This is a genomic window from Shewanella sp. 1180_01, from assembly GCF_052850535.1.
This window is the reverse complement of the sequence record NZ_VXCT01000005.1, coordinates 110408-134033: the sequence shown is the minus strand read 5'-3', so window position 1 is coordinate 134033 and position 23626 is coordinate 110408. Positions and strand designations below refer to the sequence as shown.

Here is a 23626-nt window from a genome sequence, read left to right as displayed (position 1 = left end):
GTTACCCTGTCTTTGTTCTAGTTATCCAGCGTCAGCCATCGCCACCGCTTGCTCTATGTCTACCGCGACTATACGAGACACACCGGGCTCGTGCATAGTCACGCCTATAAGTTGATCCGCCATTTCCATAGTTATTTTGTTATGGCTGATATAAATAAACTGTACGCTCTGTGACATTTCTTTCAGTAATCGACAGAAACGTTCTACGTTGGCATCGTCTAATGGCGCATCCACTTCGTCTAGCATACAGAAGGGAGCAGGATTCAGCCTAAAAATTGCGAATACCAATGATAAAGCGGTTAAGGCTTTTTCACCACCCGAAAGAAGATGGATTGTGCTGTTCTTCTTACCTGGCGGCTGCGCCATGATAGTGACGCCAGTTTCCAGTAAATCATCGTCCGTTAACGCTAAGTAAGCTCGACCGCCACCAAACACCTTTGGAAATAAGCGTCCGAGATCCTCATTCACTGAGTCAAATGTCGTCTTAAAGCGGCTTCGGGTTTCTTTGTCTATCTTACGGATCGCTTCCTCTAAGGTCGCCAGTCCCTTATTTAAATCGTCATCTTGATGATCAAGATAGGATTTTCGCTCACTTTGCTGTTCAAATTCTTCGATAGCCGCCAGGTTAATCGCGCCTAAGCGAACAATTTTCTGCCGTATTTGATCTAAATCACTCTGCCACTTGTCAGGCATGCCCTCCGCGGGCAAGTTTCCAAGGATTTCAGACAGAACAATTTGCTGTTCCTGTAAGGCTTCCAGCTGACTATTGGCTTGGCCTTTTATTCCTTCACGACGTAACTTTAACGTGCTCAGGCTTTGAGTCAAGCCCTCAAGCTTACCAAGCTCTTGTTTTTGCTTTATTCCTATACTGTTTAATGTCTCAGTGAGCCCACTTTGTTGCTGACGGACGTTTTTTAAGCCCTGTTGTTGCTCATGTTGTTGCTGCAATAACTGCGTTAACTGCTCAGTCAGCTGCACACTATTTTGTACGCCACTCAATTGGGCGACTTTGGCAAGTTCAGTTAACACTGACTCACGAGTGTGGATAAGTTCATTGACTCGCACTTGCTGTAATTCAATTTGTTCGGTACTGACGGCCATGCGCATCGTTACAGCTTGTAAGGCAGAAGCAGTGGTCGATAACTGACGTTCAACCTCAGTAATACGCGCTTTCAATGCTTGATGGCGCACGCAATCGGCCTGCGTGTCTTGGGTGAGTTGTCGCTGAATATCAATACTCGCCTGCAACGCATCATCAAGCTCTGTTTCTTGCTCTGCCAATACTTCGCATTGCTCGCTCAAGCGTTCAAGGTCAATCAAGCTCGCGCTTAATGCAGCTTCAAGTTTGCTCTGCTGCTCAGCGCGCGCCTTCACTTGCTCAGTTAAGCCACTGAGCTGCATCGACTTTGTCGCTTTATCCAACTGTAATTGATGCAATTTTTGCGCGCCAGCAGTCAATTGTTGTCTTTGCTGCTGCAAGGTAGCCGCAAGTGCCGTCATCTTATCTTGCTGTAGGTGCAAGGATTGCTGCAAATCGAGGATGTTTTGCGCTAACTGGGCTTGCTCTTTGCTGAGCTGTACCAGTGACTGAGCACCCTCTGTCTTAGTGATTAAAAAACCTTGCCCGAGGAGATACCCGTCAGCGGTGACAATCCGCTCATCGGTCTTTAACTGTGGCAATAGTTGTTTAGCGGCGTAAATATCTTTTGCCCACTTAAGCCCCGCTAACCAAGGGGCAAGATTCACCTCAGCCTGTAAGTACTCACTCTGGGTGGATTGCGACGTTAACGCTTGAAACCCCATTTCGGTTTCAGTGACGCCAACGGGCAAGGTCAACAAGCCATTGAGGGCGAGTTCGGCCGCGGTTTCCCAACCATTTTCAACGGTTAGACTCTGCCATAACTGCGGTTTATCACTTTGCTGTTCCTGCTTAGTCAACCACTGTTCAACCAGCTCATGGCGCGCTTTAGTCGCGGTTAATTGCTGCTGAATGTGCTCGGCGCTATGGCGGGCGTCATCCAAAGCTTGCGTGCTTGCGCTAACAATTTGTTCTTGCTGATGATTAATCTCGGTTTGTAGCCTAGTGGCGTCAGCAAGAGACGCTATTTCTTGTTGCAGTGGCGTGATGTTTGAGGCGAGATCGCTGTCCACTAAAGCGACGAGCTGCGCTTGCTGCTCACTGCTTTGCTGCTGTTTATGCTGTAATAATTGCTGCTGATGCGCTAACTGACTGCGGCGCAGTTCAAGCTGTAACTTATGCTGCGAAACATCCACGGCCTGTTGGCGCGCCACTTCGGCCTGCTGCTGACTGCGCTCTATGCTCATTTCCCATTGGGATTGCAGCTCATCCATGATTTCTTGCTGTTCATCATACTGCGGCCCAAGCTTGGCAAGCTCAAGTTCTAACGCGCTAAGACTCGCTTTATAGCCGTTGAGCTTATCGGTGTTTTGCAGGATCTGCTCTTTCACTTGCGCCAACTGGGTTTCGAGCTGGGCATCACGCTGCTTTTGATTCTGTAACTGTTGTTCTAACTTAGCGATGTCGGTGCCCGTCAGATAATAGGCTTCGACCGCGCGTTGTTCTTGCTCCGCTAATTGGGCGAGTTGCACTTGCAGTTCAGTGGTTTGTAATTCATCGGTTTGCGCCAGCGACTGCGCCGCTGCTTGCTGCACTTCGATGGCGCGGATTTGCTCAGACAGACTCGCCATCTGATCTTGCAACTCTTGATAGCGCATCACGAGGAGTTCAGCATGGGTCTTGCGCTCGGCCTGTTTAAGCTCACGATATTGCTTCGCGGCCTTGGCCTGCTGCGCCAGTTTATCTAACTGTTTGCCGAGTTCACTGCGAATATCGCCTAAACGCTCGAGGTTTTCGCGGGTATGGCGGATACGATTTTCGGTTTCGCGGCGGCGTTCTTTATAGCGAGAAATCCCTGCGGCTTCTTCAATAAAAGTGCGCAAGTCTTGGGGTTTAGATTCGATAAGGCGGGAAATAGTGCCTTGCTCAATAATGGCGTAACTGCGCGGACCAAGACCTGTGCCCATAAATAAATCGGTAATGTCTTTACGGCGACACTTTTGGCCATTGAGAAAATACCAAGACTCACCGTCTCGGCTCACCTGACGCTTAACGGCAATTTCTTCGTAACTGGCATACTGACCCGCGAGGCGACCATCTTTGTTTTCAAAAATAAGTTCAACACCCGCCACAGACACAGGTTTTCGCGCGCTTGAGCCGTTAAAGATCACGTCGGCCATCGAATCACCGCGCAGATGTTTCGCCGAACTTTCACCCAATACCCAACGCACGGCATCGATCACATTCGATTTACCGCAGCCATTTGGGCCAATAATGGCGGTTAATGCCTGTAAAAAAGGAATTTTAGTGGGATCGACAAACGACTTAAAGCCGGCAAGTTTTATCTGTTTTAATCTCATGGTGCCAGTTAGCGCGTCTCTGAAGTCTGGCCCGAAAATGAGCCCAGTGGTGCAAATGCATTTATCGGCCAACTTTAACAAAGCAGGCAGCATTTTGTAACGCTTTTTATTGAATTCATGCGGCTTTTAGCTTGTCATCTGCCCATGAGTTGATCACAATCGCAGTTATCTTTATATCAGGCTGTCTCTCAAGCTGTAGCCCAACTTTTTGGAAAGACGATATGACACAGAAGAAAACCTTGCCCTTCCCAGCCAAAAGCGGCGTTAATTATTTTCTCGATGGCTTTGGTTTAATTACACGTAAAGGCCTGCGCACTTTCGTATTTATTCCCTTGATGATCAACCTGCTGCTGTTTGCGGGCGTCATTTATGTAGCAATAGGCCAGTTGGACGCCATGTTCACTTGGATGAACGCCCAGCTGCCTGACTACTTGAGCTGGTTAAACTTTTTACTTTGGCCGCTCGCAGTTACCACTATGCTGGTGATGCTCGCCTTTGTGTTTAGCTCGGTGATGAACTGGCTCGCCGCCCCCTTTAATGGTCTGTTGGCTGAAAAAGTCGAGCAGCTATTAACTGGCAAGCCGCTGAATACCGGTACTGGCATCGATTTAATCAAAGACTTACCGCGTATCCTTGGGCGTGAGTGGATCAAACTCAAGTACTATCTGCCCCGCGCATTGGTGTTTTTATTGCTGTTTTTAGTGCCTATGGTGGGCCAAACGCTGGCGCCAATCTTATGGTTCCTGTTCAGCGCTTGGATGATGGCGATTCAGTACTGCGATTACCCCTTCGATAACCACAAGGTCAGTTTTAAGGATATGCGCTTTGCGTTGAATCAAACCCGTGGCACGAGTTTTAGCTTTGGCGCTACTGTGACACTGTTTTCGATGATCCCTATCGTCAACTTTATCGTGATGCCTGTGGCGATTTGTGGTGCAACGGCCATGTGGGTCGACAAGTATCGTGAAGCCTACCGCAATCATGCAATCGCACCAGAATAATCAAAGATACAAATACTTATCTAAAATGATGTGGGTTTGATATCAATTCCTGCAACATAAAAACAGCCTCAATTGAGGCTGTTTTTATTGATAAAGATCGCAGAACAATCTGCGATGCCAAGTTCAGCTTAGCACTTCTGCAAAATCACACTGCCGATGGAATATCCTGCGCCAAAAGAACTTAACAAGCCTAAATCACCCGCTTTAAAGTCGCTGGAATACTTGTGAAATGCAATAACAGAGCCCGCGGATGCGGTATTGGCGTACTCGTCTAACACGACGGGCGCTTGTTCCGCTGATACATCATCCCCCAACAGCTTTCTCACCACGAACTGATTCATGTTGATGTTCGCTTGATGCAACCACAAACGCTTGAAAGACTGCGGCGTTAACGCTTGTTCGGCCAGATGTTCATCCAAATGTTGGTAAATCATCGGCAGCAGCTCTTTAAACACTTTGCGCCCTTGTTGGTGGAACAGTTTATCGGCCTGATGGGCAGCACTGGGATCGCAGCGATTCAAGAAACCAAAATTACTGCGAATATTATTCGAATAATCAGTAAAACAGCGGCTTGAGAGAATTTTAAACACATTGTCAGATTGAGCTAGGCTTTGCTCTTCCAGTACCAGTGCGGTCGAGACATCACCAAAGATAAAATGGCTGTCACGGTCGCGGTAGTTCACCTGCGCCGAACAAATCTCAGGGTTAATGACGAGCACTCTTGAGGCTGAGCCCGTCGCAATCGCATTGGCTGCGGCAACGATTGCAAAGGTTGCCGATGAACACGCCACTTGCATGTCGTAACCATAACCGCGCGTTCCGAGCGCACGTTGAATTTCAATCGCCATCGCAGGATAGGCACGCTGAGTATAAGCACAGGCAACAATCACCAGATCAATCTGCTCAGCTTTGAGATTGGCATTGTTAAGTGCCATCAATGCGGCTTCAACCCCAATTTCAGCCTGCATAGATAACTCGTCGCTGCTGCGCTCTGGAATTAACGGCATCATGACTTCGGGATCGAGAATGCCCTCTTTCACCATCACATACCTGTGTTTGATGCCCGAGGCCTTTTCAATAAATTCGCTTGAGGAATAGGACAAAGCCGCGACATGGCCTTGCTCGATTAAGCCTGCATTTTCAAGATTGTAAATATCCACATAGGCATTGAAGCTCTCAACTAAGGCTTCATTAGAAATACTGTGGGGCGGCGTAAATAAGCCACTCCCCGAAATCACGACCTGTTTCATAGGTGCTCCGAACGGGTGCTTGTTGTAAGGTGAGCAGAGGCGGCATCATCACTCGTAAGCGCGGGCGCTAACTTACTTTGCCCATGTACTTGCTGCTCTAATCGTTGCTTTTTATGCATTTGTGCTAAGTCTATCACGACTGTTGAAGATATTTTATCTTGGATCCCCTGCCGATTGGCATCCCAAAATATTTGCATAAAGCCAAGTAAGCCAGTGGTGAAGCCTGCAGCGTAACCACCATAACGGCCAAAGGCGGCCCATAAACTGATTTTAGCGCCATCGAGCTGGATCACCCGAATGCCAAGCATCTTCTTGCCTAAGGTTTGACCATCAAACCGCGCGGTAAAGACGGTAAAGTAAAACGCCGCCCAACCAAAGCCCAGCCCCATATCACTCATAAAGCCTTTGACCCAAGCGATAACACTGTGGGTGGTGGATTCATCGTCATCATCAACGCTTTTCACTCTTGTGCTTGGCGAAGGTACTGTTTTGGTTGTGTCTGTCGTTTCGGTTACTTTTGCAGCATTAGCCGCAACACCTTGCGCGGGGTTAGTTTGTTTAATATTTTCAATGGCTTGAGTCGACTCAAGCGGCTCAGCAGACTGAGTATCAGGCATTTGCAACTCAGCTTGGGGCGCGATAACTGGCCACAAGGTGCCATCAAGGACTTCTGTCTGGAGCTTTTCACTGTCTGCGGCAGACAAACTACTGTTGGCTATGGCGTGAAGGACTATCTCCCGTCGCTCAGTCTCTGTCATGCCCTTTGATGCTGAAGCGTTTTCTATCACCTCGCGCAGGGATTGAACTTGAGTTTTACCACAAGCGTAATTATCACAAAGGCTCAACGAAATGATGGCCGGAAGCGAGGTAATAATTTGTTTACCCAATGCAGCCCCCTCTACTGCCTGCTCATTATCGGTATTGCTTGAGCCATTAACATTAAGCAGATTATCGGCGGTCGTGAGCAACATAAAAGCTAACATTGCGGCATAAAGTCCCCATTTGAGTAAACGACCCAATTGATGACTGCGTTTCTCAATATAAATGATACCGACCACCAGCAACACAAACATCCAATCCATCTGCTCCGCTAACACTGTGATCAGCAAACCATCAATCAACATGGCTAAAGCGCGTTTTAGCGGCGCCGCCAATGGCGTATAAAGCACAGTGTCTGCGATGGTAAAAGCATGGGGAGTCACCATAGTTTTTGGGTCTTTGCTCAAATCCGTTTGCTGTTGTTTCATGTTTGCGTCTTGTCCGATACGAGTGATAGGCTTGTTTTACGATTGATACATCAAGAAGTTATCCTTGCGAATGCAACAATCTTTTCTATGTTAGCAAGAGGTTAACACAGTTAAACTGGCTGCCAATCAGGGTTTGCGAATAACAGCACATCCTTTAATAACCAAATCGAATAAAGAAGAACAAACAATCACTTCTAAAAGCGCCACAGCAGATTATGATTCAGTAGTGCCAACATAGGAGCAAGCAATCCATGAGCAAAATTTTCGAAGACAATTCATATACTATTGGTAATACCCCGCTAGTACGTTTAAACCGTGTTAGCCAAGGTAAAGTGCTGGCCAAAGTCGAAGCGCGTAACCCAAGTTTCAGTGTTAAATGCCGTATCGGTGCCAATATGATTTGGGATGCCGAGAAAAAGGGTCTACTGACTAAAGACCACGAGCTGATTGAGCCGACGTCTGGCAACACAGGTATTGCGCTGGCGTATGTTGCCGCGGCCCGTGGTTATAAGCTTACCCTAACGATGCCAAATACCATGAGTTTAGAGCGTCGTAAGCTGCTCAAAGCCCTTGGCGCAAATCTCGTGCTGACAGAAGGCGCGAAAGGCATGAAAGGTGCAATTGATAAAGCGGAAGAAATCCGTCAATCGGCTCCTGAAAAATACATTTTATTACAGCAGTTTAATAACCCTGCTAACCCAGAAATCCATGAAAAAACCACAGGTCCAGAAATCTGGAATGATACCGATGGCGAAGTGGATGTGTTTGTTGCCGGTGTAGGTACTGGCGGTACGATTACAGGTGTCAGCCGTTACTTGAAAAAAGTGGCAGGCAAAACCATTACCTCTGTGGCGGTTGAGCCAGCAGATTCTCCTGTGATTGCGCAAACCTTAGCGGGTTTACCAGTACAACCTGGTCCACATAAAATCCAAGGTATTGGTGCAGGCTTTATCCCTGGTAACTTAGATTTAGAGTTGATTGACCGCGTAGAAGCTGTCACCAACGATGAGGCCATCGACATGGCCCGCCGCTTAATGCAAGAAGAAGGCATTTTAGTGGGTATTTCATCGGGTGCGGCCGTTGTCGCCGCAAACCGTATCGCTGAATTGCCAGAATTTGCGGGCAAAACCATTGTGGTAATTTTGCCATCGGCTGCCGAACGTTACTTATCTTCAGTTTTGTTCCAAGGCCAATTCGGCGACGAAGAAAACATTCAATAATCGACGTTGGATTCCCCTTTAAAATACCCAGCCTCTGCTGGGTATTTTTATTTGTGACATTGCATTAATTTGATCCCGACTGCAGAGCGCAAACAAGTTCCGGCTCAAGTTTGGATGCAGCTCATAGTTCTCAGTATCACCAGTAGCATTAGCGGCTCAGTGAGTTATAAAGAACGGATATTCTCGTCAATCCATTCCTTTTTATGCCTTTTTACCGCACTCCAAGTCATATCAGCGCCTTTAATGCTAAGTTTGAAGCGCAAAAAATCGCCTTTGGCCCCATTAGTTTCCAAGTCGCCCACTGTCTGCTCAAATTCGATGTGTTAGCGCAAATAGATAACGCGGCTGAACGTGGGATCACTGCGGCCGAGTTAAGCCAATCGACACCACTGAGCGAGTACGCCCTTGGAGTCTTGCTGGATATGGGGCTCAGCATGGGGCTCGTTTGGCAGCATGAGTCTGGCTATGTACTCGACAAAACGGGGCACTTTTTACTCCATGACGACATGGCCGCCATCAACCTTAACTTTGTGCAGGACGTTTGTTATCAAGGCCTTTTTAGCCTTGATGCCGCACTACTCGAAGGCAAGGCCGCAGGACTCAAGGTTTTCGGTGACTGGGATACTATCTACCCTGCCTTGAAGGATTTACCGCCCAAAGCGAAACAGAGCTGGTTTGCCTTCGATCATTACTATTCGGATCATGCCTTTCCACAGCTTCTGCCGTTAGTGTTTGCCCATAAGCCAAGCCATTTAGTGGATATAGGCGGCAACACGGGGAAATGGGCGCTGAGCTGCTGTGACTATGATGCCAACATTGAAGTCACGATCATGGATTACCCAGGACAACTTGAAGTGGCGACGCAAAATGCCATCGCACGGGGCGTTGCCGCGCGAGTCCATACCTTTGCCACCGATCTGCTGGACGACACCCTGCCCTTTGTCGATGGCGCCGATACTTACTGGATGAGCCAGTTTCTAGATTGCTTTTCAACAAGCCAGATCCTGAGCATTTTACAACGCACGGCAAAGGCAATGACGCCAAACAGCCAACTCTTTATCGTCGAAACCTTTTGGGATAGACAGCCATCGGCCGCCTCTGCCTACTGCGTAAATGCCACTAGCCTCTATTTCAGCGCCATGGCCAATGGCAATAGCCGCATGTATCACTCTAAGGATTTATTGGCCCTGCTTCACCAAGCGGGACTGTATGTGGATGAAGATACAGACAATCTTGGCCTAGGGCACACGCTACTGCGCTGTAAACTCAAACCTTAAGTTTAATGGCAACCTTTAAGTAAAGAAAATTTACTTAATGAATAAAATTAATCAAATTTATTTATCCTAAACACCCGCAGTACACTGAGGACATCAAAACAGCGCCCCAAAAAAGCGATGTTAAGCATTGTCAGTATTGAGAGGTATTCAACATGACTTCAAAACGCAAACGCTGGACATCCCACGCAGCTAAACTTCCCAGCCCTATGGCAGGACTGGCACTTGCCATTGCCAGCTTAGGTTGGACTTGGGAGAACATGACACCGTCACTCAATGGTGCAGGACAGCTAACAGGCGCCATCATCGCCTCTGTGTTGTTGTTACTGCTCATGGGTAAGTTCATGCTACATCCGACAATTTTAAAGGACGAACTCAGCCACCCTGTAATTGGTAGCGTGATCCCCACCTTCGCCATGGGGCTGATGGTCGTGTCTAAAACACTCGGCAATTATTTCCCCGATGCAGGCTTAACTCTGTGGCTAGTAGCCATAGGTATCCATGTACTCTTCTTAAGCGCGTTTATCTACTATCGCGCCATTGATTTTAAACTCGAGCACATGGTGCCAAGCTGGTTCGTACCACCGATTGGCATTATCGTCGCGGCGGTGTCTTTCCCTGTATCTGATTACCAATGGTTAGCCAACGCTATTTTGGTTTTTGGGATGTTAGCTTACTTAATCATGCTGCCTTTAATGCTCTATCGCCTCATTTTCTGTCAGGCAATACCCGACGCAGCTAAACCAACCATTGCGATTCTCGCGGCGCCCGCTAGTTTATCACTCGCAGGTTATCTAACCGTTTGCGAGCAGACGTCAATTCCCTTAGTTGCCCTACTACTGAGCATCGCCATTTTGATGACCAGCATCATCTACTTAGCCTTCTTTCACCTGCTAAAGCTGCCCTTTAGCCCGGGCTACGCTGCCTTTACCTTCCCAATGGTTATCGGTGCAACCGCGCTCTTTAAAACCGCCGCTTGGTTAACCCAGTTCAACAACATGGGTGAGTTAGCGATATGGATAAAATACTTAGCAGAATTCGAGCTTGTGATCGCCACCTTAGTGGTTGTCTATGTCGCTCTACGCTATTTAGCACACTACTTTCCTGTGCAATTTAAAGCGATAGAACAAAAAATCATGCTTGAGAGTAAATAAACAGAATTGCAGTTTTTAAAATGTATTCGTTTAACATGAGAGATTATTTTCAAACTTGACCATAAATCAAAAGGAAGGCGAATATATATTCACCTTCCTTTCATATTTAAGCGATTACACTTTTGATATTAATTTTAACAAAAGATTACTTATTAACCTTTACAGGGTTGCATGCCGTATTTATTGAGCCCGTGACTACAAATCGTGGATAACAAAATTACATTAAATTAAACCGCACAAAAAACCTTATATCACCTAAACCTTAAAGCTTTTAATTCCAAATATATAGAATGGCAAACCCTATATTAATCAGCTTTTATATTTTTTACATGAAAATAATCACAAAATATTATTTTTACAACCCAATGCGCGAAACAAACTAAAAACATAACATAAACACATTTACCACCAAAGCATCAACAAGTAGAAACAACAAGGAGGTATCACAAACAAATTCATCAGTAAATAGACCCCGCTCCCATGTTTATTGGCTCAAGACAAATCTACCTACAACCTTTAAATCACTTTAATTAACAAACTAACAACAAGAGCTATTAAAGCTCAGTGTTGCACTTGTTGTTTTCTTGTGGTTATATCCTGAGCTTAATTAAATGAGTGCTTATTCTTTACATAAGTAACCATTTAAGAAAAATAAAAATAAACATACAACATGTGTTAAGGGAGAATAAAATGCGCGCAAATTCTACATTAGCCAAAGCTGTTCGCTTTGCGTTAATCAGCGGTGCTGCCACAGCCGCTTTAGCCACTTCAATAGCTAATGCAGCTGATGACGGTGCAAAAGTTGAACGCATCGAAGTGACGGGTTCACGTATTAAGCGTACCGATATGGAAACCGCAACCCCAGTCACAGTACTAAGTGCTGATGATATGGCAAAACAAGGTTTTACTAACGTACAAGATGCGTTACAAAGTCTAACTTCTACGACTGGAGCTATGACAACTCAATCCGTGCATGGTTTTACACCAGCGGCGTCATCAATCAGCTTACGTAATGCGGGTGCCAGCAGAACACTGACATTAATTAATGGTAAACGTCTAAACCAGTACCCTAAACCTGCTGGCGGTACAGATAACTTTGTTGATACAGCAAACTTGCCAATGGAAGCTGTTGCTCGTATTGAGATATTACAATCTGGTGGTTCTGCCATTTATGGTGCGGATGCCGTAGGTGGTGTAGTAAACATTATTTTAAAAAGAGACTTTGATGGCGTTGCGATAAAATATCGACATGGCGACACTACTGAAGGCGGTGGCGGGAGTGATCGAATTGCACTATCTCTTGGTTCATCTTCAGAACGCGGTAACGTTTCAACTTTCATCGAATTTACCGATACTGAACGTTTAGCTGCGACTGACAGAGCTGTGTTTGGATTAGATACTGACAAAGTACCTTATAGTAAGTATTCACAATACAGCTCATGGGGAGCACGTATTGCTGCTGTAAAACCTGAAGTTGGACCTGCTCCTAAAGGTCAACGTATTCTGACACAGAATGAATGTGAAGCTGGCGATTTCCTTTGGACAGGAACGACATGTGGTTATGATCGTTCTAAGTGGCGGGATCTATCCCCTGAAAGTACACGGTTTATTAGCTCAACGAATTTCAACTATGAACTTGCAAATAATTTAAGTTTTGTGGGCCGCCTTGATTTTGCACAAGCAAAATCAACAACCCATATCGAACCTATGGGAATCGATAACTACACAGTCAATGTTGCGGGAGACAAAATCACCTTAGGCGTTGATTCCGATAATTCACTGACCAAGACATTCGACAAGAACACTGGCCTCGGTGGTGATTTTAAAAATGCTGAAAATGGTGACTATAACTATATTCGTCGCTTGCACGAGTTTGATAACCGCGCAGGAGAAACAACTACCCGTAACTACTTTTTTACTGCGGGTCTCGAAGGTGTAATCGCCGATGACTATAGCTGGGATACATCCGTAAATTACGGCCGCACAAATGTGGATGTATTCAATAGTGGTTATGCGACTGTTGGCGGGTTGTTTAACTATCTGGCGGAAGGTATCAACGGTAAATCATTGCTGGGCCCTCTCAATGCAAACGACGTGAGCAACACCGCATACACGCCATTTGAAAAAGCTCAATCAACTCAAAAAAATATTCAAGCAAATATCACAGGTCCAGCATTCGAACTACCTGCTGGTTCAGCGGACTTTGCTTTTGGAGCTGAATATACCACTCAAGACTATTCATCAGAATCAGACTCAGAATCCGTCAAAGGCAATATTCTAAGCCGCGGCGGTTCATCAGGTGCTGGTGAACGTTCATATTGGGCAACCTATATGGAGTTAAAGCTTCCAATTCTGGAGGACTTAACTTTTGACGCAGCATTACGTTATGACCGATATGATGATTTCGGTGGTAATTTATCACCTCAATTAACCGTTGAATATCGTCCACTTGATGAATTACTAGTTCGAGGTTCTATCAGTAAAGTGTTCCGTGCACCAGATATGCATCGGGTATATGGAGATGCAACTAAAGCATTTAGCAACGTAATTGACTTTAAACAATGTCAAGCATTGGGGGGGGCACCCACTGAGAAAAATCCAGATCCTACTATCGATAAAATCTGTAATGAGCTTAATATAGATATTACGACTGGCGCTAACAAAGATCTTAATGCCGAAACAGGCTATACAGCCAACATTGGTGCTGTATATGGTGGCGATAGTTTAAATGCTTCACTCGATATTTGGGAATGGAAACTAGATGACATGGTAAGTGACATCTCCGCGAGTAAAGCAGCACGCGAATATGAAACTTATGCCAATATGATTACCCGTGATGCATCGGGTACTATTACTCACATTAATACCGTAGCCCAAAACCTTGCCTATCAAAAAGTGCGTGGTATTGACTTAACGGCTGGTTACGGGTGGGATGTCGGTGACTTAGGTGAGTTAAAACTAAACTTTAATGGTACTTATATTCTTCTTTCTGAAGGAAAAACAGATCCTACTGCTGCAGTTGATGATGACATCGATGATGGTGGCTTACCACAATATAAAGCCAATGTCATTTTAGGTTGGTATATAAACGATTTTGAAACAACTTTAGGTGCTTACCACACAGCAAGAATGCATGGTGTTGGATATAAATCGTTTAAGAAAGCTGCGTTAGATAAAGGTTTAGCATTCGATGAAAGTGCAAACGAAATTGCCTCACAAACCAAGTGGAATTTAACATCCGCTTATAACATCACAGACGCTATTAAAGTGACTGGCGGGGTAATGAACTTATTTAATGCTGGGCCAAACTTTGATCCAACAGATACAGCTTGGCCACACTATAACCGCTCATCATACGATGCGCGTGGTCGTGAATGGTTTGTCGAAGGTGAAGTTAAGTTCTAATATCGTCTTTATCAATTAGAACCTAATCAAAAAACGGCATCTTCGGATGCTGTTTTTATTTGCTTCTTTTACGCAGCCCAGTAAATAAGAATAAAAGTGCCCAGCTACCTGCTGGGCACTTTCACTTCAGACGAATAATTAAAGACGTTTTAGGAATGCTTCGTCAGCTTGATTTCACTCGCATGTTGAGGTTTTTCGGTATGTGAATGGGGCGCTGAAAAGTGCTCATGGTGAGCTTTGTGTGGATCGCTTGACGTCGTTTTCCCCTGCTCTATCCACCAATAACCTAAACCCACAATCACACCGCCGCCGACAATATTGCCTAGGGTGACTGGGATTAAGTTGTTGAATATAAAGTTAGCCACGGTTAAATCGGCAAACTGCTCTTGAGTCACACCTAAAGATGTGAAGAATTCTGGGCTGGCGATAGATTGGATCATCATGCCCATAGGCACCATAAACAGGTTAGCGATACTATGTTCAAAACCGCTGCTGACGAACATGGCCACAGGTAAGATCAACAGTAGGGATTTAGTCAACACATCACGGCTGGCGAAGGTCATCCACACGCCTAAACACACCAACATGTTACACAAAATGCCTAAGCTAAAAGCTTGGATCCAAGTGTGATGCAGTTTGTGTTGCGCCACTTTAAGGGCATTTAATCCCCAGTGACCACCATCGAGTTCATACATGCCCGCGGCTGTGATTAAGCAAACCATCAGTACAGCGCCGACAAAATTGCCCGCATAAACTCGGCACCAACACTTGAGTAATTCTGCGCCAGAGACCTGTTTTTGTGCCCAAGCGACGGTACTGAGTACTGAACTGGTGAACAGCTCGCCGCCGCAAACAACCACTAAAATTAGGCCTAAACTAAAGGCTATCCCACCAACGAAACGAACTAAGCCCCAAGACGCATCGCCAGCACCTGTGGTCACGGTCAGATAAAATACAAAAGCTAAGGCGATGAAGGCGCCAGCAAACACAGCCAGGCCAAAGGATTGCCAAGGCGCTTTAACCACTTTGCTGGTACCGTAAATTTCCGCCTGATTATAACAACTAAAGTGCGCTGAAACCTGTGGTGCTTCGTGGGCAGTGTTTGTCACCGTTGGGGTTGATGATGGATTTGGGCTTTTCATTGCATGACTCCAACTTCAGATAAACAGACTTGAATGCGTAGCATATATCTCTCCTGCAGCGCCGTTGCGCAGATAGCACGAATCAAAACCGAGATGTTGATTTGCTGAAAATGATGATTCACTAAAGTCTCGCTTTGTACCATACAACGCGCTAATGCTGTGAAGTAGATATTGCTAAAGCGTGATGTTATTCACACCAAAAATGTGAAAACTTTGAAGCCAAAAACACAAAAGGTTAATTGGTCTTACCAATAGCGGTCAGTTTTAGCCATCAGAATGACATGCTATTTAGGTTGTCCATAACACCAAAATAGCTCGTCTCCAGCTTAAGCTTATGCAACACGCGAGCACACTGATGCTCAAACTCGCGATCAAACGGATCACAAAATCAGCTTCAGTAAACTCAGCTCTACTCAGTCGTGAAGCATTGATTTTGCAGTGAAGCATAGATGTGGAAATCGATTGACTCGCACGCTTCGATATCCACTGGATTGACTCCGCCAGCGCTCCACGCCTCAGTATTGACAGTTTAGCCCAGCAGCAAGCGACAACATGCCTGATGAGTAGCAAAAGCCTTGCTCAGCCACTCTTTTATGTTTTTTAGCGGAATTCAGGCATTAGCGTTTGGCCAGTGGGGATAACCCTATGCCATTCCCTAAGCATCAACGAGATTAGCGAATAAACTACAATTAATACAAATAGCTAACAAGGAGCTTGTTTCTACGTCACGAACACAACAGCCACTGCCATACCCTGCTTATCCGGCCATCACGCAACCCCAGCAAAAATCAATCTATACGAGGATAGATTTCTCCTAGATAAAGGGGGACAGTAAATCACAGCAACCATAGGTTTATTGATTTAAGAAGTCATAGGTTTGAATGTCACACCAAGTTGAAAAGCGTGCTGTATTCCTAATTGTGGTAAAAAAATGCTACCTAGCTAGCAAATTTGGGATTAAGCGAGCACAAACCAATCCGTTTAAGATGCGATAGCGACAGACCTATGTTAATATGCTCATGGACAATTGGTCTTACCAATTATAAAAGAGATTGATCGGTAGCCGATAATCAAAGTAAGCGAATATTTGTCATCTTATCGGGTATCAATAGACAGACTTTTGGAGTGACGAGCGCTTCAAAATCCAGTTCCCATCATAGGGCGTCATCATGAAGGGAGCTTTATTTCAGGAATTAGCTATTGGCTTATACTCAGCATTGCTTAACGCTGATCGCCAATAACCTTTTATCTCAACCAGAAGGTATTAGTACGATGACCGACAAAACTGAACTGTTTGCCAACGCATGGGAAGGCTTTACTCCTGGCGATTGGAAATCTGAAGTCAATGTACGTGACTTTATCCAACAAAACTACGCGCCTTTTGAAGGCGACGAGTCCTTCCTCGCTGGCGCCACCGAAGCGACCACAAAATTGTGGGATAAAGTCATGGAAGGCATCAAACAGGAAAACCGTACCCACGCGCCTGTTGATTTCGACACTAAGATGGTTTCAACCATCACTTCCCACGACGCTGGCTACATCAACAAAGAATTAGAAACTATCGTTGGCTTACAAACAGATGCGCCGCTAAAACGCGCTATGTTGCCTAACGGTGGTATTCGTATGGTGGAAAGCTCATGCGCCGCCTACGACCGCGTGCTAGATGAAGACGTTAAATACATCTATTCAGAACTGCGTAAAACCCATAACCAAGGTGTGTTCGATGTTTACACCCCAGAAATTATGGCTTGCCGTAAATCAGGTATTTTAACAGGTTTACCTGATGCTTATGGCCGTGGCCGTATCATTGGTGACTATCGCCGTGTTGCACTTTACGGTATCGATTACCTAATGAAAGATAAGTTTGCCCAATTCACTTCACTGCAAGCGCAGTTCGAAGCGGGTGAAGAATTATCAAATGTTATCCAATTACGTGAAGAAATCGCTGAGCAACACCGTGCACTAGGTCAAATGAAGAAAATGGCTGCCAAATATGGCTGCGATATTTCTCGCCCAGCGACCACTGCACAAGAAGCTATTCAATGGACTTACTTCGGTTACTTAGCCGCAGTGAAAAGCCAAAACGGCGCGGCGATGTCATTAGGCCGTACCTCTTCATTCCTCGACATCTATATTGAACGCGATCTGAAAAATGGCACCTTAACTGAGCAACAAGCTCAGGAAATGATTGACCATTTCGTGATGAAACTGCGTATGGTACGTTTCCTACGTACTCCAGAATACGATGAATTGTTCTCTGGCGACCCAATTTGGGCGACTGAGTCAATCGGCGGTATGGGCTTAGATGGCCGTACGTTAGTGACTAAATCAAGCTTCCGTTTCTTGAACACCCTTTACACTATGGGTCCAAGTCCAGAGCCAAACATCACAGTATTGTGGTCAGATAAACTGCCCATCGGCTTCAAAAAATATTGCGCCAAAGTGTCTATTGACACTAGCTCAATCCAATATGAAAACGATGACCTAATGCGTCCAGATTTCCAATCAGACGACTATGCTATCGCCTGTTGTGTAAGCCCAATGGTTGTGGGTAAACACATGCAGTTCTTCGGTGCCCGCGCCAACTTAGCTAAAACTATGTTGTATGCGATTAACGGCGGCGTTGACGAAAAGCTGAAAATCCAAGTTGCCCCTAAAGCAGACCCTATCACTGACGCCGTATTAAACTACGACGACGTGATGAATCGCTTAGACGGTTTAATGGATTGGTTAGCGACTCAATATGTCACTGCACTGAACTCAATCCACTTCATGCACGACAAGTACTCTTACGAAGCGGCGCTAATGGCACTGCACGACAGAGACGTACGTCGCACTATGGCTTGTGGTATTGCGGGTCTGTCTATCGCTGCCGACTCACTGTCTGCCATCAAATTCGCCACAGTAAAACCTGTTCGTGATGAAAACGGCATTGCAGTTGATTTCGAAATTAGCGGTGACTATCCAAAATTTGGTAACAACGACCCACGTGTTGATGATATCGCCTGTGATTTAGTTGAACGTTTTATGGCGAAAATTCGCGACCGTAAAATGTATCGCAATGCGATCCCAACTCAGTCAATTCTGACCATCACCTCAAACGTGGTTTATGGTAAGAAAACCGGTAACACACCTGATGGTCGTCGTTCAGGTGCGCCATTTGCACCGGGTGCAAACCCTATGCATGGCCGTGATGAAAAAGGCGCAATCGCTTCTTTAACCTCAGTGGCAAAACTCCCATTTGCCCACGCTCAAGATGGTATCTCTTATACCTTCTCAATCGTGCCAAATGCGCTTGGTAAAGATGATGATGCTCGCCGTACCAACTTAGCGGCATTGATGGACGGATACTTCGACCACAATGACAAAAAAGAAGGTGGCCAACACTTGAACGTCAACGTGATGAACCGCGAGATGCTCGAAGATGCTGTTAAGCATCCAGACAAGTATCCACAGCTGACCATCCGTGTTTCTGGCTATGCAGTGCGCTTCAACTCACTGACGCCAGAACAGCAGCAAGATGTGATCACGCGTACATTCACAAAAGGTCTGTAAGCTAAATTAGTCAAGGCTGTAGTACACTGTGCTACAGCCTCACTTATTTTAACAGGAGTCACAATGGCAGTTATCGGTCGGATCCACTCGGTGGAATCCTTTGGCACAGTCGATGGTCCAGGCATACGGTTTATCACCTTTATGCAAGGCTGTTTAATGCGCTGCCAATATTGCCACAACCGTGACACTTGGGATCTTGATGGCGGAAAAGAAGTTCTGGTCGATGAGTTAATGAGTCAAATCATCAGCTATCGGCCTTTTCTCGATGCCAGCAATGGTGGTGTTACGGCCAGTGGTGGTGAAGCCATTTTACAGGCAGAATTCGTCGCCGAATTATTCACAGCCTGTCAGCAAGAAGGTATTCATACCTGTTTAGATACCAATGGTTTTGTACGTAAGTACACGCCAGTGATTGATGAGTTACTCGACCACACTGACTTGGTCTTGCTCGATATCAAGCACATGGACGATGAAAAACATATTGAGTTAACCAAAGTCAGCAACCATAGAACATTGCAATTTGCGCAGTATTTGGCAGAGCGTAATCAAGCGACTTGGATACGGTATGTGGTGGTGGGCGGATTTACCGACGATGAAGCATCGGCATTACAACTGGCCGAGTTTATCAAGCCCATGAAAAACATTGAAAAGGTAGAATTGCTACCCTATCACGAATTAGGTAAACACAAGTGGGAAGCCATGGGCGAAAGCTATCAACTCGATGGTATATCACCACCGAGCCGAGAAACCATGGAAAAGATCAAAGCCGTATTTGTTGGGCAAGGGATTAACGCGATTTATTAATCCACAGTAATAGAAAAGCCAAAACGGATAACAGCGGCAACGGCCTAAAGTTCTTCCCAATAACTGGCATCTAAACGCTCAAAGGCTATTTTTAAAATCAGTGCCATATCGAGATAACAGGCTTTAGCGCCTAAAGTTTGGCAATTGATACCCATGGACGACAACTTCGCACTCAACTGGTTACTCCAGTCGAACAGCGTTAACGGTAATGGATGGCGCGCTCGCCAACCTAACCACAGCAGCCCCTGTAACGGTAAGCTGATGAAAAATAAACCGAGAGTGACAGCTTGGGGCAGAAATGCCCAACCGTGAATATACAGCTGGCTCATACTCACAAAAAACGCCAACACTGGCATCACCAGTATGGCGAGCTGAGTAGCTCGGACGACCCGATACTCAGGGAAATAAAAACCCAGTTGTCTAACCATAGGCCAAGTCTTCATATATTGATGACCATCACCTAAGGTTTTGAGGATCTTAATGCTCAATTTTAGACACCAACTACAATGGAATACTGCTTTTACCATAGCACAATCTGGCGAATCGCCCCAAGACTGTTATGGTAAAAACACCGCAGATCCTAATTTTTTTGAATCGTTATATTAAACACAATGGCAAAGGGTTTACACATGTCAAATAATCTGGTTTTAGTTCTCAATTGCGGTAGCTCTTCTCTCAAATTTGCCGTCATTGACGCGCAAACAGGTGACGATCAAATTTCTGGCTTAGCCGAATGTTTTGGTTTAGAAGACTCGCGCATTAAATGGAAAATCAACGGCGAAAAACATGAAGCGGCCCTAGGCGCATTTACGGCTCACCGTGAAGCAGTTGAATACATTGTTAATAAAATCCTTGCGGAACAGCCTGAATTAGCTGCGAAAATTCAAGCCGTTGGCCACCGTATCGTTCACGGCGGTGAAAAGTTCACTCGCTCTGTGATCATCGACGAAAGCGTGATCAAAGGTATCGAAGATTGTGCTTCACTAGCCCCCCTGCACAATCCTGCTCACCTTATCGGCATCCGTGCAGCCATTGCCTCTTTCCCTAAATTGCCACATGTTGCTGTATTTGATACCGCTTTCCACCAAAGTATGCCAGACAGAGCTTATGTCTACGCCCTGCCTTACAAGTTATACCGTGAACACGGTATCCGTCGTTATGGCATGCATGGCACGAGTCATTTATTCGTTAGCCGTGAAGCGGCAAAAATGCTCAACAAGCCCATTGAAGAAACCAACGTTATCTGTGCTCACTTGGGCAACGGCGCGTCAGTCACGGCTATCAAAGGCGGCAAAAGTGTCGACACGTCTATGGGTTTAACCCCATTAGAAGGTTTGGTCATGGGCACACGTTGTGGCGATATTGACCCTTCAATCATCTATCACTTAGTTCATCAACTGGGTTACACCTTAGAAGAAGTGAATAACCTGATGAACAAGCAAAGTGGTCTGCTGGGTATTTCCGAGCTGACTAACGATTGTCGTGGCATCGAAGAAGGTTACGCCGACGGTCATAAAGGCGCGACCTTAGCCTTAGAAATCTTCTGCTACCGTTTAGCCAAATACATCGCCTCTTACACTGTGCCACTGGGCCGTTTAGATGCAGTCGTCTTCACCGGCGGCATTGGTGAAAACTCAGACTTAATCCGTGAAAAAGTACTCAACATGCTGGAAATCTTCAATTTCCGTGTTGATAGCGAACGCAACAAAGCGGCACGTTTCGGTAAGAAAGGCATCATCACTCAAGATAAAGGCACGATTGCCATGGTGATCCCAACGAACGAAGAATGGGTTATCGCCGAAGATTCAATTAAACTGATCAACAAATAAGAATGACCTAAGCCGTTTGCTCACCCAAACGGCTTTACGCTTTACATAGCCATACTCACAAGCAAATTTGCAGAAACTCTTCTGCCAAAAACCATCGAAACTAGAGGTTTTTATGTCTCGTAATATTATGTTAATCCCCATAGGTACCGGAGTCGGCCTGACCTCCTTAAGCCTTGGGATGGTTCGCGCACTGGAGCGCCACGGAGTTAAAGTTCAGTTCTTTAAGCCGATTTCCCAACTTAGACCTAATGATAACGGCCCAGAACGCTCAACCACTATTCTGAGCAAATCGCCGACGGTGAATCCGTTAGAGCCCTTCGACATGGCCCATGCCGAAGCCTTAATTCGTGCTGACCAAACCGACGTATTAATGGAGCAAATCATTGCCCGTGCGTCCGATTGCGCCAGCAACACTGAGACCTTAATTGTTGAAGGTTTAGTGCCAACCCGTAACCATCCCTTTGCCGACGATGTGAACTATGCCATCGCTAAAGCCATGGATGCAGACGTGATTTTTATTGCCACGCCGGGTAGCGATACTTCAACTGGGTTGATGAACCGCCTTGAAATCGCCTACAACTCTTGGGGCGGAAAAAAGAACAAACGCCTGATTGGCGCTGTAATCAACAAGATTGGTGCCCCCGTTGACGACGAAGGTCGCGCGCGCCCTGATCTCTCTGAAGTCTTTGATCACCAAGGTGTTCAACGCTCTGATGCGGCCAGCATGTTCCAAATGCCAGGTAAAAGCCCACTGCGTATTTTAGGCAGCGTGCCATACAACCTCGATCTTGTTGCACCACGCGCCTCGGATCTGGCGAAGCATTTAAGCGCACGCATTCTTAATGCCGGCGAAATGCATACTCGTCGTCTGCGTAAAGTGACGTTCTGTGCCCGCAGTATCCCTAATATGGTGACCCATATTAAGACTGATTCATTACTTGTGACCTCAGGCGATCGCTCAGATGTCATTGTATCAGCCTGTCTTGCGGCCATGAACGGCGTGAAAATTGGTGCCCTACTGTTGACGGGTAGCTACGAGCCAGAGCCAGAAATTCTTAAGCTGTGTGAGCAGGCCTTTGAAACAGGTTTACCTGTGTTCTTAATCGACAGCAACACTTGGCAAACCTCGCTCAACATTCAACGTTTCGACCATGAAGTCCCCGTAGATGACGCGGTTCGTATTGATCTGGTGCAGGATTATGTGGCCAGTCACATCGACCAAACTTGGATTGAAAGCGTCACTAAAAACTCGCCCCGTGAGCATCGCCTGTCACCACCCGCTTTCCGTTACAAACTCACGGAATTGGCGCGCGCCGCCCACAAGACTGTGGTGCTGCCAGAAGGTGATGAGCCACGTACCATTAAAGCGGCGGCCATTTGTGCCGAACGCGGTATCGCTCGCTGTGTGCTTTTAGGTAAAAAAGATGAAATCCTGCGTATCGCCGCACAGCAAGATGTGGTTCTGGGCGAAGGCGTGATCATTATCGATCCAGAAGAGGTGCGCGACAGTTACGTAGAACCTATGTTGGAACTGCGTCGCAGCAAAGGCTTAACGGAAGTCGTTGCCCGTGAACAGTTAGAAGACAACATGGTGCTTGGCACTATGATGCTGGCGCAAAACGAAGTTGACGGTATTGTATCTGGCGCGGTTAACACCACAGCCAATACCATTCGTCCACCACTGCAATTGATCAAAACGGCACCGGGCTCAAGCCTTGTTTCGTCCATCTTCTTTATGTTGATGCCAGATCAAGTGCTTGTTTACGGTGACTGCGCAATTAACCCAGATCCCAATGCAGAGCAATTAGCCGATATCGCCATCCAATCAGCGGAATCAGCAAAAGCCTTCGGTATTGAGCCAAGAGTGGCGATGATCAGCTACTCAACCGGTAACTCAGGCACAGGTTCAGATGTGGATAAAGTGCGTGAAGCAACGCGTATCGCCAAAGAAAAACGTCCAGATCTGATTATTGATGGTCCATTGCAATACGATGCGGCGGTTATGCCAAATGTTGCTCGCTCTAAGGCACCTGATAGTCCTGTCGCTGGCCAAGCCACCGTTTTCGTGTTCCCAGACCTCAATACCGGCAACACGACTTACAAGGCTGTACAGCGAAGCGCGGACCTGATCAGTATCGGTCCTATGCTGCAAGGTATGCGCAAACCTGTGAACGACTTATCTCGCGGCGCGTTAGTCGATGATATCGTCTACACTATCGCCCTAACGGCAATTCAAGCAGCACAAAACGACGCAGCTAAAGGCTAACACAGCGAAATCTGCATAGCGTTACGCGCAAAAAGCACTGG

At 46.1% G+C, this 23626-nt stretch carries 14 protein-coding genes; 9 read left to right on the top strand and 5 right to left on the bottom strand.

Features of this window, described 5'->3' with window-relative positions; translation table 11 throughout:
• Window positions 1–21 precede the first annotated feature (21 nt).
• Window positions 22–3438, bottom strand: a complete 3417-nt coding sequence (gene smc / locus FW758_RS05050; RefSeq protein WP_446444808.1) for a chromosome segregation protein SMC — start codon at window positions 3436–3438, stop codon at window positions 22–24.
• Between the two features lie 221 nt (window positions 3439–3659).
• Between smc and cysZ the strand changes: the two genes are divergently transcribed.
• Entirely contained in the window at window positions 3660–4439 is a 780-nt protein-coding gene (gene cysZ / locus FW758_RS05045; protein ID WP_006082150.1) for a sulfate transporter CysZ, read from the top strand.
• 128 nt (window positions 4440–4567) lie between these two features.
• Here the strand turns inward: cysZ and FW758_RS05040 are convergent, their stop codons facing one another.
• Entirely contained in the window at window positions 4568–5689 is a 1122-nt protein-coding gene (locus FW758_RS05040) for a beta-ketoacyl-ACP synthase III (protein ID WP_432288385.1), read from the bottom strand.
• Entirely contained in the window at window positions 5686–6936 is a 1251-nt protein-coding gene (locus tag FW758_RS05035) for an RDD family protein (protein WP_446444807.1), read from the bottom strand. Before FW758_RS05035 ends, FW758_RS05040 begins: the two co-directional genes overlap by 4 nt.
• Window positions 6937–7187: 251 nt before the next feature.
• Here FW758_RS05035 and cysK point away from each other — a divergent pair, with 251 nt between their 5' ends.
• The 4 genes from cysK to FW758_RS05015 all read left to right on the top strand — a co-directional run bounded on the left by cysK (window position 7188) and on the right by FW758_RS05015 (window position 13989).
• Entirely contained in the window at window positions 7188–8156 is a 969-nt protein-coding gene (gene cysK / locus FW758_RS05030; RefSeq protein ID WP_006085400.1) for a cysteine synthase A, read from the top strand.
• A gap of 203 nt (window positions 8157–8359) precedes the next feature.
• A complete protein-coding gene (locus FW758_RS05025; protein WP_446444806.1) occupies window positions 8360–9433 on the top strand; it encodes a methyltransferase in 1074 nt (357 codons plus the stop codon).
• Between the two features lie 152 nt (window positions 9434–9585).
• Window positions 9586–10584, top strand: coding sequence for a TDT family transporter (locus FW758_RS05020; protein ID WP_446444805.1), 999 nt, complete (start codon window positions 9586–9588; stop codon window positions 10582–10584).
• 690 nt (window positions 10585–11274) lie between these two features.
• Window positions 11275–13989 carry a TonB-dependent receptor plug domain-containing protein gene (locus FW758_RS05015; protein ID WP_446444804.1) on the top strand — a complete coding sequence of 905 codons (2715 nt, stop codon included), beginning with the start codon at window positions 11275–11277 and terminating at the stop codon, window positions 13987–13989.
• Window positions 13990–14138: 149 nt separating this feature from the next.
• Here the strand turns inward: FW758_RS05015 and focA are convergent, their stop codons facing one another.
• Window positions 14139–15131 carry a formate transporter FocA gene (gene focA, locus FW758_RS05010; RefSeq protein WP_446444803.1) on the bottom strand — a complete coding sequence of 331 codons (993 nt, stop codon included), beginning with the start codon at window positions 15129–15131 and terminating at the stop codon, window positions 14139–14141.
• Window positions 15132–16403: 1272 nt separating this feature from the next.
• Here focA and pflB point away from each other — a divergent pair.
• Together pflB and pflA are read left to right on the top strand one after the other, a co-directional pair.
• Window positions 16404–18686 (top strand): formate C-acetyltransferase, encoded by a 2283-nt coding sequence (pflB, locus tag FW758_RS05005; RefSeq protein ID WP_311988652.1) that lies wholly within the window; start codon window positions 16404–16406, stop codon window positions 18684–18686.
• Between the two features lie 63 nt (window positions 18687–18749).
• A complete protein-coding gene (gene pflA / locus FW758_RS05000; RefSeq protein ID WP_063884797.1) occupies window positions 18750–19490 on the top strand; it encodes a pyruvate formate lyase 1-activating protein in 741 nt (246 codons plus the stop codon).
• Between the two features lie 44 nt (window positions 19491–19534).
• Here the strand turns inward: pflA and yfbV are convergent, their stop codons facing one another.
• A complete protein-coding gene (gene yfbV, locus FW758_RS04995; protein ID WP_086010619.1) occupies window positions 19535–19978 on the bottom strand; it encodes a terminus macrodomain insulation protein YfbV in 444 nt (147 codons plus the stop codon).
• Between the two features lie 141 nt (window positions 19979–20119).
• Here yfbV and ackA point away from each other — a divergent pair, with 141 nt between their 5' ends.
• Together ackA and pta are read left to right on the top strand one after the other, a co-directional pair.
• Window positions 20120–21319, top strand: a complete 1200-nt coding sequence (gene ackA / locus FW758_RS04990; protein ID WP_446444802.1) for an acetate kinase — start codon at window positions 20120–20122, stop codon at window positions 21317–21319.
• A gap of 112 nt (window positions 21320–21431) precedes the next feature.
• On the top strand, window positions 21432–23585 hold the full coding sequence (gene pta / locus FW758_RS04985; RefSeq protein WP_446444801.1) for a phosphate acetyltransferase: 2154 nt from the start codon (window positions 21432–21434) through the stop codon (window positions 23583–23585).
• The last annotated feature ends 41 nt before the right edge of the window (window positions 23586–23626 follow it).

What these genes read in the sequence shown, in the direction of transcription:
- FW758_RS05020 (WP_446444805.1), top strand. Translation starts at nt 9,586, where the DNA reads ATGACTTCAAAACGCAAACGCTGGACATCCCACGCAGCTAAACTTCCC.
- focA (WP_446444803.1), bottom strand. Translation starts at nt 15,131, where the DNA reads ATGAAAAGCCCAAATCCATCATCAACCCCAACGGTGACAAACACTGCC.
- cysK (WP_006085400.1), top strand. Translation starts at nt 7,188, where the DNA reads ATGAGCAAAATTTTCGAAGACAATTCATATACTATTGGTAATACCCCG.
- smc (WP_446444808.1), bottom strand. Translation starts at nt 3,438, where the DNA reads ATGAGATTAAAACAGATAAAACTTGCCGGCTTTAAGTCGTTTGTCGAT.
- FW758_RS05035 (WP_446444807.1), bottom strand. Translation starts at nt 6,936, where the DNA reads ATGAAACAACAGCAAACGGATTTGAGCAAAGACCCAAAAACTATGGTG.
- FW758_RS05040 (WP_432288385.1), bottom strand. Translation starts at nt 5,689, where the DNA reads ATGAAACAGGTCGTGATTTCGGGGAGTGGCTTATTTACGCCGCCCCAC.
- cysZ (WP_006082150.1), top strand. Translation starts at nt 3,660, where the DNA reads ATGACACAGAAGAAAACCTTGCCCTTCCCAGCCAAAAGCGGCGTTAAT.
- FW758_RS05025 (WP_446444806.1), top strand. Translation starts at nt 8,360, where the DNA reads ATGCCTTTTTACCGCACTCCAAGTCATATCAGCGCCTTTAATGCTAAG.
- FW758_RS05015 (WP_446444804.1), top strand. Translation starts at nt 11,275, where the DNA reads ATGCGCGCAAATTCTACATTAGCCAAAGCTGTTCGCTTTGCGTTAATC.
- pta (WP_446444801.1), top strand. Translation starts at nt 21,432, where the DNA reads ATGTCTCGTAATATTATGTTAATCCCCATAGGTACCGGAGTCGGCCTG.
- pflA (WP_063884797.1), top strand. Translation starts at nt 18,750, where the DNA reads ATGGCAGTTATCGGTCGGATCCACTCGGTGGAATCCTTTGGCACAGTC.
- pflB (WP_311988652.1), top strand. Translation starts at nt 16,404, where the DNA reads ATGACCGACAAAACTGAACTGTTTGCCAACGCATGGGAAGGCTTTACT.
- ackA (WP_446444802.1), top strand. Translation starts at nt 20,120, where the DNA reads ATGTCAAATAATCTGGTTTTAGTTCTCAATTGCGGTAGCTCTTCTCTC.